The sequence below is a fragment of the Cupriavidus necator N-1 genome, from assembly GCF_000219215.1.
GTDB classification, from domain to species: Bacteria; Pseudomonadota; Gammaproteobacteria; order Burkholderiales; family Burkholderiaceae; genus Cupriavidus; species Cupriavidus necator.
Genome location: NC_015726.1, coordinates 3,841,524 through 3,855,759, shown reverse-complemented (window position 1 = coordinate 3,855,759; position 14,236 = coordinate 3,841,524). Strand labels below are relative to the sequence as shown.

Here is a 14,236-nt window from a genome sequence, read left to right as displayed (position 1 = left end):
GGACACAAGATGAAAACCATACGCCTCACGCTCACGCTGATGCTGGCCGCGCTGGCCAGCTTCGCCCTGCCTGCCCATGCCCAGAAGAAGGGCGACAACGTGGTATCCGCCGGCTGGTTCTATATCCAGACCCATGGCCAGAGCGGCCCGCTGACCACCACCTTGCTCGACGTGCCGATCAACTACCCGCTGGGACTGCCGTCCAGCTTCACCGCGCCGGGCAGCAGCCTGTCGTCGTCCAATGCCAACACGCTGGGGCTGACCTTCAGCCACTTCGTCACCGACCATATCGCGGTCACCGCGGTGGGCGGCATCCCGCCGGAGTTCAAGCTCTATGGCCACGGCGAACTGATTCCGCCGGGCCCGGCCGGCGCGCTCGGCCGCCAGAGCCTGGGCGACCCCGCGCTGAACCCCATCATCACCAAGGCGCGGCAGTGGAGCCCGGCGGCGATGGTGCAGTACCACTTCCTGGATCCGGGCACGCGTTTCCGCCCGTTCCTGGGGCTGGGGGTGTCGTACAACTTCTTTACCAACATCGAGGTCAATCCGGCGTTTGCGAGTTCGGTCAACAACAACCTCGGCGCGATCCTGGCGGCGGGGGCGGGCATCCCGGGGCCGACGTCGGTGAGTGCGGATGCGTCGTCGTCATGGGCCCCGGTGTTCAATATCGGTGGCACTTATAACTTTGACGAGCATTGGGGCGTGACGGCCGCGGTGACTTATATCCCGCTGAAGTCGACGTCGTCGATGACGATCAAGGCGTCCGACGGGACGGTGTTGTCGACGTCGAAGACCAAGCTGGAGCCGAATCCGCTGGTGTTCTTTTTGGCGGCTTCGTACAAGTTCTGAGGCTGAAAAAAAAACGACGCGCCTGAGCGCGTCGTTTTCTATTGCTGCAACGGCAAGCGGCAACCCTTACTGCGTCACCGTCCCCTGTTGCGCAGGCGTCCCCTGCTGCGCCACCGCACCGCTCTCCTGCAAGCCACCACCCAGCGACCGGTACAAATCGATCGCGTTGTTCAGCCGCAGCTGCCGCGCCTGGATCAGTGCCTGCTCGGCGGTGAACAGCTGGCGCTGCGCATCGAGCTCGTCCAGGTAGCTGGCAATCCCGCTGCGAAAGCGCACGCGCGCCAGTTCGTAGCGCGCGGCTTCGGCATTGCGCACTTCTTCCTGGCCGGCCACCTGGTCTTCCAGCGTGCCGCGCGCCACCAGCGCATCCGCCACTTCCGCGAAGGCCGTCTGGATGGTCTTCTCGTAGTTGGCCACCTGGATGTTCTTGCGCACATTGGCCAGGTCCAGGTTGGACTTGTTGCGGCCATAGTCGAAGATCGGCAGCGTCAGTTGCGGTGCGAACGACCACGCCTTAGTGCCGGCATCGAACAGGTTCGAGAACGTCGGGCTGATTGTGCCAATGCTGGTGGTCAGCGTGATGCGCGGGAAGAACGCCGCGCGTGCCGCGCCGATATTCGCGTTGGCCGACAGCAACTGCTGTTCAGCCTGGCGGATGTCCGGGCGTTGCTCCAGCAGGTCCGAAGGCAGGCCCGCGGGAATATCGCTGATGATGCGTTCGTCGGACAGGCGCATCGGCTCGGGCAGGTTCTCGATGCTGCCGATGGGCTTGCCCACCAGCACTTCGAGCGCGTTCTGCGCCTGCGCGCGCTGGCGTGCGAGCTGCGCGGCGGCGACACGCGCCTGGGCCACCAGCGACTCGTTGTCGCGCAGGTCCAGGGCGGATGTGGCGCCGACGTCGAAGCGCTGCTTGGCGAGCCCATAGGTGCTCTCGCGCGCCTTGAGTGTGTCCCGTGCAATCTCGTATTGCTCGGCGAAGGAACGCTCGGACAGGTAGGCCTTGGCCACTTCCGACACCAGCGAGATATACGCTGAACGATGCGCCTCTTCCGTGGAGAAGTACTGCGCCAGCGCCGCGTTCGACAGGCTGCGCACGCGGCCGAAGAAGTCCAGCTCGTAGGACGAGATGCCGAGGCTGGCCGAGTAGACTTGCGATACCGCAGGCTGGCCCAGAACCGATACCCCCGTGGCAGCGTTGGTGCTGGCACGAGTATAGCCAGCATTCGCGTTCACCGTCGGCAGCAGGTCGGCGCGCTGCACCTGGTACTGCGCGCGCGCTTCCTCGATGCGCAGCGCGGCGGTGCGCAGGTCGCGGTTGTTTTCCAGCGAGGTCGCGATCAGCGACTGCAGGCGCGGGTCGCGGAAGAACTCGCGCCAGCCGATGTCGACAGCGCGGCGGGTCTCGCCGCTCTTGGCCTCGGCGGTGGCGTAGCCCTCGGGCGCCACCGGGAAGCTGTCTGCCACCGGCGGGGCAGGGCGATCATAGTGGGGGGCCAGCGTGCACCCCGTCAGAACGCCGGCCACCAGCAGCAGTGTGGTCAGAGTCTTGGTCATATTCAGATTTCCTCTTTCGGCTCGTGCCACTTCTGGTCCAGCATGCGCTGGCGTGCACTGCCCTTGAAGCGCTTGCGCACCACGACGAAGAAGACCGGCACCAGGAAGATCGCCAGCACCGTGGCCGTGATCATCCCGCCCATCACGCCGGTACCGATGGCGCGCTGGCTGCCCGAGCCCGCGCCGGTGGCGATCGCCAGCGGCAGCACGCCCAGGATGAACGCCATCGACGTCATCAGGATCGGTCGGAAACGCAGGTGCACCGCTTCCAGCGTGGCTTCGATCAGGCCCTTGCCCTGCGCCTGCAGGTCCTTGGCGAATTCCACGATCAGGATGGCGTTCTTCGCCGACAGGCCGATCGTCGCGATCAGGCCCACCTTGAAGTACACGTCGTTGGGCATGCCGCGCAGCGTCACGCCGAGCAGCGCACCCAGCACGCCCAGCGGCACCACCAGCAGCACCGAGAACGGGATCGACCAGCTTTCATACAGCGCGGCCAGGCACAGGAACACGATGATCAGCGACAGCGTGTACAGGATCGGTTCCTGCGAGCCGGCCAGGCGTTCTTCATAAGACTGGCCGGACCACTCGAAGCCGAAGCCCGGCGGCAGCTTGGCGAAGTTCTCTTCCATCACGCGCATGGCTTCACCGGTACTGCGGCCCGGCGCGGCCTGGCCCGCCAGCTTCACCGCCGGCATGCCGTTGTAGCGCTCCAGGCGCGGCGAGCCCATCACCCACTTGGAGGTCGCGAACGCGGCAAACGCCACCATGTCGCCGTTGCTGTTGCGCACGCGCAGCTTGGTCAGGTCGTCCGGCAGGCGGCGGTCTGAGCCTTCTGCCTGCACGATCACCTTGCGCACCCGGCCTTCATAGATGAAGTCGTTGACGTAGTTGGAGCCGAACGCAATCGACAGCGTCGAGTTGATGCTGGCCACCGTGACGCCGAGCGCCTTGGCCTTCTCGCGGTCGATGTCGATCTGCAGCTGCGGCGCGTCTTCCTGGCCTTCCGGGCGCACGCCCATCAGCACCGGGCTCTTGGCCGCCATGCCGAGCATCATGTTGCGCGCTTCCATCAGCTTGGCGTGGCCCTGGCCGGTGCGGTCCTGCAGGCGGAAGTCAAAGCCCGAGGAGTTGCCCAGCTCGGAAATCGCCGGCGGGTTGAGCGGGAAGATGATCGCGTCCTTGATGAACGAGAGCGCGCCGAAGGCACGGCCGACCAGCGCCTGCGCGGTCTCGCCGGCGCCGGTGCGTTCCTTCCAGTCCTTCAGGCGTACGAACGCGATACCGCCGTTCTGGCCGCGCCCGAAGAAGGAGAAGCCCGCCACCGTGATCATCTGGTCCACCACCTTGCTTTCCTTCTGCAGGTAGTAGTCCTCGATCTGCTTGAGCACGCCGATGGTACGGTCCTGGGTCGCGCCGTTGGGCAGCTGCACCACGGTGATCATGTAGCCCTGGTCTTCGTCGGGCAGGAACGACGACGGCAGGCGCTTGAACAGCACCACCACGCCGACGATGATGACCGCGTAGATGATCAGGTAGCGGCCGGTGCGCTTGAGGATGCGCGCCACCACGCCCTGGTAGCTGGTCGACGCGCGCGCGAAGGTGCGGTTGAACCAGCCGAAGAAGCCCGTCTTCTCATGATGATGGCCGGCTTCGACGGGCTTGAGCAGCGTCGCGCACAGTGCCGGGGTCAGCGTCAGCGCCAGCAGCGCCGAGAACGCCATCGACGAGATCAGCGACAGCGAGAACTGGCGATAGATGTTGCCCACCGAGCCCGAGAAGAACGCCATCGGGATGAACACCGCGGTCAGCACCAGCGTGATGCCAATGATGGCGCCGGTGATCTGGCCCATGGCCTTGCGCGTGGCTTCACGTGGCGAGAGTCCTTCCTCGCTCATGATCCGCTCGACGTTCTCGACCACCACGATGGCATCGTCCACCAGGATACCGATGGCCAGCACCATGCCGAACATGGTCAGCACGTTGATCGAGAAGCCGAACGCCAGCAGCGCGCCGAACGTGCCCAGCAGCGCGATCGGCACCACCAGGGTCGGGATCAGCGTGGCGCGGAAGTTCTGCAGGAACAGGTACATCACCAGGAACACCAGCACCACGGCTTCCAGCAGCGTCTTGATCACTTCCTCGATGGAGATCTTGACGAAGGCCGAGGTGTCGTAAGGCACCGAGTACTGGTAGTCCGCCGGGAAGGTCTTGGACAGCTCTTCCATCTTGGCGCGCACCGCGGTGGCCGTGGCCAGCGCGTTGCCGGTCGGGGCCAGCTTGATGGCGATGGCCGCCGACGGCTTGCCGTTGGTGCGGGCCAGCGTCGAGTAGTCGGCGCCGCCCAGCTCCACGCGGCCCACGTCCTTGATACGCACCGACGACCCATCCGGGTTGGTGCGCAGCAGGATGTTGCCGAACTGCTCCGGCGTGGTCAGGCGGCTTTCGGTGGTGACGGTGGCGTTGAGCTCGGTGCCCTTGGGCGAGGGCGTGCCGCCCAGCTCGCCCACGGCGACCTGGATGTTCTGCTCGCCCACCGCGGCGGTGACGTCGGTCGGGGTCAGGTTGTAGCCGGTCAGCTTGGCCGGGTCCAGCCAGATCCGCATGGCGTACTCGGTGCCGAACAGGTCGGCCTGGCCCACGCCCGGCACGCGGCGGATCGAGTCGATCACCTGCGCCGAGACATAGTTGCCGAGCTGGATCGCATCAGCCGTGCCGGACTTGGACGACACGGTCAGGAACATCATGTAGTTGTTCCCGGCCTTGTCCACGCGCACGCCCTGCTGGCGCACTTCAGCCGGCAGGCGCGCTTCCACGCGCTTGAGGCGGTTCTGCACTTCGACCGAGTTCAGGTCGACGTTCGACCCCGGCGCGAAGGCGATGGTGATGCTCGCCAGGCCGGACGACTCGCTGGTGGAGTTGTAGTAGAGCAGGTTAGGGGCGCCGTTAAGCTCCTGCTCGATCACCGAGGTGACGGAATCCTCCAGCGTCTTGGCCGACGCACCCGGGTAGGTGGCGGTGACCGAGATCGTCGGCGGGGCGATGTTCGGATATTGCGCGATCGGCAACTGCAGGATCGCCAATATGCCGCCCAGCACGATGATCAGCGCGAGCACCCACGCGAACACCGGCCGGTCGATAAAAAACTTGGCCATAAAACTGGCTCCCTCTTGGTCTAGCGGTCTAGCCGTTATTTGCCGTATTGGTGGTACGGCAGGGTTCAGCCTTGCTTGGCGTCAGACTTGGCTTGCTGCTGGCTCTCGGCCTTGGGGGCCGAGGCCGGCGTCGCCGGGGCGGAGGCCGTCGCCGCGGCCGGTGCCGAGGCCCCGGCCGGCTTGAACGGCACGGCCCTGGCCGGCGCACCGACCTTGATCTTCTGCAGGCCCTCGACGATCACCTTCTCGCCGCCCTTCAGGCCTTCGGTCACCACCCAGCTGTCGCCAATGGCCTGCGGCGCCTTGACCGGCACCGCCGCGACATTCCCGTCCGTACCCACCACCATCACGCTGGCACCCTGCGCGCCACGGATCAGCGCCCGCTGCGGCACGGTCAGTGCGTTCTCATCCACGCCCTGCTCGATCTTCACGCGCACGAAGGTGCCCGAGAGCAGCTCGCGCTTCGGGTTGGGGAACTGCGCGCGCAGCGTGATCGCGCCGGTGGTCGGGTCTACGGTCATGTCAGAGAACAGCAGCTTGCCGGTCTGTTCGTACTCGCGGCCGTCTTCGACGTACAGGTGCACTTTGGCGCCGCCGTTCATGCCCTTGACCATGCCGGACTCGATGGCGCGGCGCAGGCGCGTGACTTCCGAAGCCGGCTGGGTGAAGGTGACCCACATCGGGTCGACCTGCTCCACCAGCGCCAGCTTGGTCGCCTCGCCCTTGCCCACCAGCGCGCCCTCGGTCACCAGCGCGCGGCCGGCACGGCCGCTGATCGGTGCGGTCACGGTGGTGTAGCCCAGGTTGATCTGGGCGGTGCGCACCGCCGCCTTGGCCGAGGCCACGTCGGCATTGGCCTGGCCGGCGGAGGCCACGGCGTCGTCGTACTCCTGCTTGCTGACCGCGTTGACGGCCACCAGGGGCTTGTAGCGCTCGGCCTTCAGGCGCGCCGACACGGCGTTGGCCTCGGCGCGCTGCAGCGCGGCCTGGGCCGAAGCCAGCGTGGCCTGGTAGGGCGCCGGGTCGATGCGGAACATCACCTGGCCGGCCTTCACTTCGCCGCCTTCGGTGTAGTTGCGCGACAGCACGATGCCTTCGACGCGAGCACGCACTTCGGCCGTGCGGATGCCTTCCAGGCGGCCCGGCAGTTCATTGACGACGGCGACCGGCGACGGCGTCACGGTCACCACACCCACTTCCGGCGGGGGCGGGGGGCCGCCTTCGGCCTTCTTGTCGCCACAGGCAACAAGCGCCACGGCAGACAGCGCCGCTAGTGCATAGGCTGCAACGCAACGGATACGTTGGGACTTCCTCATCGATAACCCCATGATGGCAATTTGAGATCTGCCGCATCGTCCCGACCTGTCATCCGACAAACGGAAACGACACAGCACGCCGCACGGTTTGCGGCGGACAAAAGCGTGATGCTAGCCACAAATCGCGGCGTCGCAATGTCAAATGCGACGAACGGTGACTTTTATGTAACGACTGGATTCATGACCGGCTGGCCTGCGGCAGGGATTGCCAGCTGTGCTGGGTATGTCACAGAAGGCGGCTGGCCGAACGCCGGGCAAGCGCGTATTATATATACATTCAAGCATGTATGTTAAGTTGATGTTGCAGAAGGGCCTTTCGGCGCACAACCGGCGCCGCGGGGCCGCGGCAATACGGGTCCCGAGCCCGGTCAAACCCAACCGATCGGTCCGAATTGCGTCCTACCCGTTCGGAATCACGGCGCAAACCGCCGGCTCAGGTTAGGATGCGCGCCGTCGTGTCGGCTCGCAGGCTGCAAGCACTTTGGCATGTGACGACAACGACCCGCCGGCGCATGCGCCGGCCCGTGCGGCTGCCTCAGCGGCCGCACCAGGGAGAACCAACAAGGCTGGCCATGACGGCTCCATCGCGTCATGCCGCCGGCACCAGAGACAAAAATGGTCAGACGTACCAAGGAAGAGGCGCTTGAAACGCGCCACCGGATTCTCGACGCGGCCGAAGCCGTGTTCCACGCCCGCGGCGTGGCACGCCCGTCGCTGGCCGACATCGCCGAGGCGGCGGGTGTCACGCGCGGCGCGATCTACTGGCACTTCAAGAACAAGAGCGATGTGTTCGCCGCCATGTGCGACCGCGTCAACCTGCCCGTGGAAGCGCTGTGCGACCCCGAGCGGCTCGCGCGCCAGGAAGACCCGCTGGGCGGCATCCGCGACATCTGCGCCTATGTGATGCGCCAGACCGTGATCAACCCGCGCTGGCGCCGGGTGTTCGAGATCATCTTCCACAAGTGTGAAATGGTGCAGGACAACGGCGCCATCTTCGAGCGCCAGCGCCAGTCGCACCAGGACGGCCTGATCAAGATGCGCGAACACCTGCGCTTGGCCCTGGAGCGCGGCCAGCTGCCCGCCGACCTGGACCTGGACCTGGCCGTCAACGCCTTCCATGCCGCCATCGGCGGGGTGCTGGCGCACTGGCTGTTCTCGCCCCAGGACTTCGACCTCGACGCCAACGCCGAGCGCATGTCCGACGCCTTTATCGATACCCTGAAGTTCTCACCGGCGCTGCGCCACGGCTACGTGCCGCGCCCGATGGCGGCGCTGGACCGGGAACTGTCCACGCTGTGCCAGCAGGCCTGCCCGAACGCCCAACCCGGCGGGCTCGAAACCGGCGACCTGGTGCCCTGAGCGCCGCGCTTAGCCGCGCATGGCCTCGCGCCAGCGCGCCAGGAAGGCGCGCTTGCGCATCGCGTCCTGCGCGGCCAGCAGGCCCGGGCCGACGCTGATCGGCTTGAGCGCGTAGCCCAGCCGCTCCGACAATGCCGCCGCGGTGTGTACGCTGTCGGTATCGGTGCGGATGGTATAGAGCTGCGAGGTGGACTTGGCCAGCAGCGCCTGGCCCTCGCGCGAGAGCAGGTAGTCCAGCCACAGCCGCGCCGCATTGGGCCGAGGCGCGCGCCGGGCAATAAAGGCCACCCGCGACATCACCAGCGTGTAGTCGCGCGGGGCGATCACGTCGATGGCCGCGCCGCGCTCCATCAGCGACAGCGCGTACGAACCCAGCAGGTTGTAGCCCATCACCAGCTCGCCGCTGGCGATGCGCTCGATCATCTCGGCCGTGGACGCCGACAGTTGCACCCCGGCGCGCCCCAGCGCCTGCGCCAGGTACCAGAACTCACTGCCCATGCGCGCGTCCTGCTGCGCCAGCAGGTAGCCCACGCCCGAGCGCTCCACGTCATAGGTCACCACCTTGCCATGCCAGCGCGGCGCGTGTTCCTGCAGCAGCCGCGCCAGCCCGCTGCGGCTGCGCGGCGGGCGCATGCCGGCCAGGTGGTAGCGGTTGTAGACAATCACCGCGGGCTCGAAAGTGGTGCCCCAGGCCTCGTCGCGCCATACCGCCCAGCCGGGCAGGCCGGCGCGCTCGGGCGAGGCGTAGCGCTGCGCATGGCCGTCGTTGACCAGCTTGATCTGCAGGTCCATCGCCGTGCTCCACAGCACGTCGGCAAAGGCCGCATCGGGCGCGGGCCGCTTGCCGCCCAGCGCCGCGGTCTCGGCCAGGAAGCGCTGGTTCAGATCGATCGTGTTGAGATCCTGGTAGTGCACGCGGATGCCCGGGTAGCGCGCCTCGAACGCGGCGATCAGCGGCTGCGCCACTTTCAGGTCGGTCGATGCATAGACCGTGACCATGCCTTCGCGCATGGCGCCGGCGATGGTGGCGTCATACCCGGACGGATACCCCGGCGGCGGCGCCGGCGGCCTAGACTGGGCATGAAGGGGCCATGCGGCCGGCAAAGTGGCGCCGGCCAGCAGCGACGCGCCCAGCAGGCGGCGGCGCTGCGCCGAGGCAGGCGGCTCACAAGCGCATAGCAGGGACGGCGGGGGTGGACGCGTGGGCACGGTGGTCGCAAACGGAAGAACTGCCTGTGGAAGGGAGCGGGCGCGCGGACAACCCGCGCCGGGACCAGCGGGGCGGGGGTATTATAGGCGCCCGCGGCGGGCGCGCTCCATCGGTGCAGCCCCCTGTTATCCGGACGTTTTCCGCCGCCGCAACCGAAATATGGACCAAACCGGCAGAGGAGGAGACCGGCATGCGCATCCTGCTGGTGGAGGATGAAATCGAACTGGCACGCTGGGTCGCCCGCGCGCTGGAGCAGGGCGGCTTTGTGATCGAGCACGTCGCCGACGGGCTGCAGGCCGAGGCCCGCCTGCAGGCGGAGGAATACGACGCGGTGCTGCTCGACCTGCGCCTGCCCGGCAAGGACGGGCTGGCCGTGCTCAAGTCCATGCGCGGGCGCGACGACCGCACCCCCGTGCTGATCCTGACTGCGCAGGACACGCTGGACGAACGCGTGCGCGGCCTGAACCTGGGCGCCGACGACTACCTGCCCAAGCCTTTTGCCATTGCCGAGCTGGAAGCGCGGCTGCTGGCGCTGATCCGGCGCAGCCGCGGGCGCGCGCATCCGCGCCTGCAGTGCGGCACGCTGGTGTTTGACGGCGAGACCCGCAGCTTCACGCTGGACGGCGCTCCGCTGGCGCTGACCCCGCGCGAATCGACCCTGCTGGGCGCGCTGCTGGCACGCAGCGGCCAGCCGCTGACCAAGGCGCAGCTGCTCGACAAGGTGTTCTCGCTCGACGCCGATGTCTCTCCCGACGCGATCGAGGTGCTGGTCTACCGGCTGCGCAAGAAGCTGGCCGGGCACGGCGTCACCATCGTCACGCTGCGCGGCTTCGGCTACTTGCTGGAGCCTGAGGCCGGGCGCTAATCATGCACTTGCGGATGTGGCCGCGCCATCCGGTGCTGCTGTGGCGCCGCGGCAGCCTGCGCCGGCAACTGCTGTTGCTGCTGGTGCCGGCGCTGGCGGCGATGATGGCGATCGACACCTGGCTGACCTACGGCACCCTGCGCGACGCCGCCAACACGGCTTATGACCGCTCGCTCTATGGCTCGATCCGCGCCATCGACAATGCCATCGGCATGGCCGGCGACAGCGTCCAGCTCACCCTGCCCGACGCCGCCATGGAGATGTTCGAGACCGCGGCGCAGACCCATGTTTTCTATCGCGTGTCGACCGAGCGCGCCGGCCAGGTCGAGACCGTCACCGGCTACGACGACCTGCCGCTGCCGGCCGGCAACCTCGTCAACAACCAGCCGCGCTTCTACGACGCCGAATACCGGGGCGAGGCCGTGCGCATCGCCGCCATGGCGCGGCCGGTGTACCGGCCGGATGCGCGCATGCGCGTGATCATCCAGGTGGCCGAGACCGCCGAGCCGCGCACCACGCTGATCGGTACGGTCTGGCGCAGCGCGCTGGCGCGCGACCTGCTGCTGATCCTGCTGAGCGCCGGCATCCTGGTGGGCGGCGTCACCTACGTGCTGCGCCCGCTGGCGCGCGTGCGCGACGATGTGGAAGCGCGTTCGCCGGACGACCTGACACCGCTTACGTTCGAGCGCGTGCCCGCCGAGGTGCGCCCGCTGGTCGACGCGGTCAACCTGCATGTGTCGCGCTCGGCGGCAATGGCGCAGTCGCAGGCCCAGTTCATCGCCGATGCCGCGCACCAGCTGCGCACGCCGCTGGCCATCCTGAAGACCCAGGCCGAATACGCCCAGCGCCAGCTGCGCGCGCCCGACCCCGAGGCCGCGCGCCAGGCCGCCGGCGAAGCCGTGGGCGGCATCGTCACCCAGCTGGAGCAGGCCGCGCGCCTGACCAACCAGCTGCTGGCGCTGGCGCGGGTACGCCAGCACCACGGCGAAGCCGCCCAGGAAGCCGATGGCATCGACATCATCGACGCTGTCACCGTGGCCGAACAGGTGGCGCTGGACTACCTGCCGCTGGCGCGCGGCAAGCAGCAGGACTTCGGCTGGGAGCCGGTGGCAGGGCTGAAGCTGCCGGTGCGCGCCGACCCCGCGCTGCTGCGCGAGGCGCTGGCCAACCTGGTCCACAACGCGATCCAGTACTCGCCGCGCGGCAGCCGCATCACGCTGTCGGCCACGCGCGCCGACCAGACCGCCTGCCTGGTGGTGGAAGACGATGGCCCGGGCATTCCGGCCGAAGAGCGCGAAAAAGTCTTCGCGCGCTTCTACCGGCGCGTGGGCAATGCGGAGCCGGGCTCCGGGCTGGGGCTGGCCATCTCGCGCGAGATGGCGGCGCGGTTTGGCGGCACGGTGGAGCTTGGCGATGGGCTGCAGGGCACCGGCGTGCGCGCGGTGCTGAAGCTGCCCATCGGTGAATAACGCCTAACCAAACAACTCTTCTGCCACCGTCGGATGCAGCTGCACCGTGGTCTCCAGGTGCGATTCGCGCACGCCCAGCCGCAACGCCACGGCCAGCGTCTGCACGATCTCGGGCGCGGCGTCGTCCATCAGGTGCGCACCCAGCACGCGCCCGCTGCGCGCATTCAGCACCAGCTTGAACATCGACTGGTGGGCCGTGCCGCCAAAGCGGTTTTCCAGCGAGACAAAGCGCTTGACCACGGTGCGGATGCGTTCGGGCTTGCCGGCGGCTGCGATCGCCTGGGCCTCGGTCAGGCCCACGGCGCCGATGGCGGGCTCGCAGAACACCGCGGTGGGCACGAAGTCGAAATCGGCGCGTTCGCCGCGCCGGCCGTACAGGCGGTCGGCCAGCCAGCGGCCCTGCGCGGTGGCCACCGGTGTCAGGTGCAGGCCGTCGATGGCGTCGCCGAGCGCGTAGATGCCGCGCACGTTGCTGCGGAACTGGCGGTCCACGCGGATGCCGCCCTTGTCGCCAAAGTCCACGCCAACCGCCTCCAGCCCGAAGCCCTGCACGTTGGAAATGCGCCCGATCGCCGCCAGCGCGGCCTGCGCGCGCACGGCCTCGGTCTGGCCGGGGCGGTCGGTGGGGCGGTAGCAGACTTCCACCGCGCCGTTGGCCTGGCTCAGCAGGTGCACCCTGGCGTTCAGGTGCAGGCGCACGCCGCGCGCGGTCAGTGCATCGGCCAGCGACCGGGAGATGTCGTGGTCGAAGTGGGGCAGCAGCCGGTCGCCGGCAACGATCAGGTCTACCTTGACGCCGTAGCGCGACAGGATCGAGGCCTGCTCCACGCCGATGTAGCCGCCGCCGATGACCGCGATCGAACCCGGCACGGTCTGCCAGGTGAAGACGTCGTCGGAACTGGCGGCCAGTTCGCCGCCGGGGACTTCGAGCGCGCGCGGGCGCGCGCCGGTGGCAATCAGGATGCGGCGCGCGTGGATGGTCTCGTCGCCGACGCGCACTTCGCCCTTGCCGGTGACCAGCGCATCGCCGCGCAGGATTTCCACGCCGGATTCGTGCAGGCGCTGGGTGTAGCCCGCGTTCAGCCGCGCGACTTCGGCGTTGACGCGGACGATGGCGTCGCGCCAGTCCTCATGCCCGCCCGTGTGCGACAGGCAGCCCGACAGGATCGCCGACCAGCCGGCGCCGTAGGACAGCATCTTCTTGGGCACGCAGCCGCGGTTGACGCAGGTGCCGCCGATGGCATCGCGCTCGACCAGGATCACGCGTGCGCCGTGCGCGGCGGCGCGCCGCGCGCAGGCCACGCCGCCCGAGCCGCCGCCGATCACCACCAGGTCTGCCTTGCGCACCTTGTCGTTGCGCCGCGTGCGGCCGTTGCGCACGCGCGGCACCTGCTCCACCGGCGGCGCCGCGCTGACCTCGCGGGCGCGCCGCGGTTCCTTGGCCCCGGCGGGGGTTGTCTGGCGCTTAGTCATCCATGCCTCCTGTTGCGGCACACGGGCCGCATCGACAACAATCAGGCCAGCGCCAGCAAACGAAACACTAGGCAGCGGGCCGCAGTTCGGTATTCAGGATCGACGGCCACTCGCGCAGGAAAGTTTCCCCGTCGCGGCGGCCCAGCTCATAGGCGTGCGTCATGGCATCGGGCCGGGTGTAGTCCCAGCTCGAGATCGGCACGCGCTGCGAGGGCTGCAGGTACAGGCGGCGCTGGCCGCCTTGCTCAAGCACGAAACGGCGCGGGCGCGGATACAGCCGTGTCACCAGCACCAGCACATTGCCCGGGGTGGCATCGAGCGCGTCCACGGGCACATTGTCGACCAGCCCGCCGTCCAGCACCGGGCGGCCGCCGCGGCGCAGCACCGGCGTGAACGGTGGCGTGGAGGCCGACTGCAGCAGCAGGTCGGCCAGCTGCTCGGGCGAGGCGCAGTCCTGCGCGCGCACGAACTCCGGGCGGAAGCCCAGCTTGCGCCCCAGCCGCGGGTGCAGCGTCTTGAGCACATGCTTGTCGATGTTGTACGCCAGCAGCCCCGCTGCCACCGCCAGGCGCGGGCCGCTCCAGCGCGGGATATGGGCCACGCCGATGCGGATTTCCGGCGCCTGCTGCAGGTGCGAGAGGCGCCCGTCGGCGAAGATCGTCAGCAGCGCGGTGCGGTAGATGCCGTAATGTGGGAACACGCGCTCATTGCGCAGCAGGTTGCCCCAGTAGGCATTGCGGCGGTTGTTGGACAGCACCTCGCGGTAGTAGTCCATGGTCTGGTGCGAATCGTGCGCATAGACCATGCACGCCGTCGCCGCGCCGGCCGAGATCGCGGCGATCACGCGCGGGCGCAGCTGCAGTTCCGGCGCGACCGTGTCCCACCAGCCCGCCTGCCACCAGCAGCGGTTGCCGCCGCCGGCAAAGACGATCTGGTCGAAGGGATTGGCGTGGCCGGAGGTCATGGACGCTGACGTTGCGAGGGGA

Annotated in this window: 10 protein-coding genes; 4 read left to right on the top strand and 6 right to left on the bottom strand. The window is 68.2% G+C overall.

The genetic code is table 11. The features are described from left to right. Positions 1–9: 9 nt before the first annotated feature. Positions 10–849, top strand: a complete 840-nt coding sequence (locus CNE_RS18025; RefSeq protein WP_013958478.1) for an OmpW/AlkL family protein — start codon at positions 10–12, stop codon at positions 847–849. 66 nt (positions 850–915) lie between these two features. Here CNE_RS18025 and CNE_RS18020 read toward each other — a convergent pair whose 3' ends face one another. The 3 genes from CNE_RS18020 to CNE_RS18010 all read right to left on the bottom strand — a co-directional run bounded on the left by CNE_RS18020 (position 916) and on the right by CNE_RS18010 (position 6,874). Further along, the gene (locus CNE_RS18020) at positions 916–2,403 is read right to left on the bottom strand and encodes an efflux transporter outer membrane subunit (RefSeq protein ID WP_013958477.1); all 1,488 of its coding nucleotides are present in this window, start codon (positions 2,401–2,403) and stop codon (positions 916–918) included. Between the two features lie 2 nt (positions 2,404–2,405). Further along, entirely contained in the window at positions 2,406–5,558 is a 3,153-nt protein-coding gene (locus CNE_RS18015; protein WP_013958476.1) for an efflux RND transporter permease subunit, read from the bottom strand. A 65-nt stretch (positions 5,559–5,623) separates the two neighbouring features. Beyond that, positions 5,624–6,874 carry an efflux RND transporter periplasmic adaptor subunit gene (locus tag CNE_RS18010; RefSeq protein WP_013958475.1) on the bottom strand — a complete coding sequence of 417 codons (1,251 nt, stop codon included), beginning with the start codon at positions 6,872–6,874 and terminating at the stop codon, positions 5,624–5,626. A 615-nt stretch (positions 6,875–7,489) separates the two neighbouring features. Between CNE_RS18010 and CNE_RS18005 the strand changes: the two genes are divergently transcribed. Further along, a complete protein-coding gene (locus CNE_RS18005) occupies positions 7,490–8,233 on the top strand; it encodes a TetR family transcriptional regulator (RefSeq protein WP_041228253.1) in 744 nt (247 codons plus the stop codon). A gap of 9 nt (positions 8,234–8,242) precedes the next feature. On the opposite strand, the gene CNE_RS18000 is transcribed toward CNE_RS18005, so the two are convergent. Further along, positions 8,243–9,337 (bottom strand): ABC transporter substrate-binding protein, encoded by a 1,095-nt coding sequence (locus CNE_RS18000; protein ID WP_193351065.1) that lies wholly within the window; start codon positions 9,335–9,337, stop codon positions 8,243–8,245. 296 nt (positions 9,338–9,633) lie between these two features. On the opposite strand from CNE_RS18000, the gene CNE_RS17995 reads away from it, so the two are divergent. Together CNE_RS17995 and CNE_RS17990 are read left to right on the top strand one after the other, a co-directional pair. Next, complete coding sequence (locus CNE_RS17995) at positions 9,634–10,308, top strand: response regulator (RefSeq protein WP_013958472.1); 675 nt, start codon at positions 9,634–9,636, stop codon at positions 10,306–10,308. A gap of 2 nt (positions 10,309–10,310) precedes the next feature. Beyond that, positions 10,311–11,777 (top strand): sensor histidine kinase, encoded by a 1,467-nt coding sequence (locus CNE_RS17990; protein ID WP_013958471.1) that lies wholly within the window; start codon positions 10,311–10,313, stop codon positions 11,775–11,777. A 3-nt stretch (positions 11,778–11,780) separates the two neighbouring features. Here the strand turns inward: CNE_RS17990 and CNE_RS17985 are convergent, their stop codons facing one another. Further along, on the bottom strand, positions 11,781–13,250 hold the full coding sequence (locus tag CNE_RS17985; RefSeq protein WP_013958470.1) for a dihydrolipoyl dehydrogenase family protein: 1,470 nt from the start codon (positions 13,248–13,250) through the stop codon (positions 11,781–11,783). Between the two features lie 67 nt (positions 13,251–13,317). Then, positions 13,318–14,214, bottom strand: a complete 897-nt coding sequence (locus tag CNE_RS17980) for a patatin-like phospholipase family protein (RefSeq protein ID WP_013958469.1) — start codon at positions 14,212–14,214, stop codon at positions 13,318–13,320. Positions 14,215–14,236 lie beyond the last annotated feature (22 nt).

Bases quoted from the DNA above. Each gene is read 5' to 3' on its own strand.
- CNE_RS18025 (WP_013958478.1), top strand. From the start codon at position 10: ATGAAAACCATACGCCTCACGCTCACGCTGATGCTGGCCGCGCTGGCC.
- CNE_RS18020 (WP_013958477.1), bottom strand. From the start codon at position 2,403: ATGACCAAGACTCTGACCACACTGCTGCTGGTGGCCGGCGTTCTGACG.
- CNE_RS18015 (WP_013958476.1), bottom strand. From the start codon at position 5,558: ATGGCCAAGTTTTTTATCGACCGGCCGGTGTTCGCGTGGGTGCTCGCG.
- CNE_RS18010 (WP_013958475.1), bottom strand. From the start codon at position 6,874: ATGAGGAAGTCCCAACGTATCCGTTGCGTTGCAGCCTATGCACTAGCG.
- CNE_RS18005 (WP_041228253.1), top strand. From the start codon at position 7,490: ATGGTCAGACGTACCAAGGAAGAGGCGCTTGAAACGCGCCACCGGATT.
- CNE_RS17995 (WP_013958472.1), top strand. From the start codon at position 9,634: ATGCGCATCCTGCTGGTGGAGGATGAAATCGAACTGGCACGCTGGGTC.
- CNE_RS17990 (WP_013958471.1), top strand. From the start codon at position 10,311: ATGCACTTGCGGATGTGGCCGCGCCATCCGGTGCTGCTGTGGCGCCGC.
- CNE_RS17985 (WP_013958470.1), bottom strand. From the start codon at position 13,250: ATGACTAAGCGCCAGACAACCCCCGCCGGGGCCAAGGAACCGCGGCGC.
- CNE_RS17980 (WP_013958469.1), bottom strand. From the start codon at position 14,214: ATGACCTCCGGCCACGCCAATCCCTTCGACCAGATCGTCTTTGCCGGC.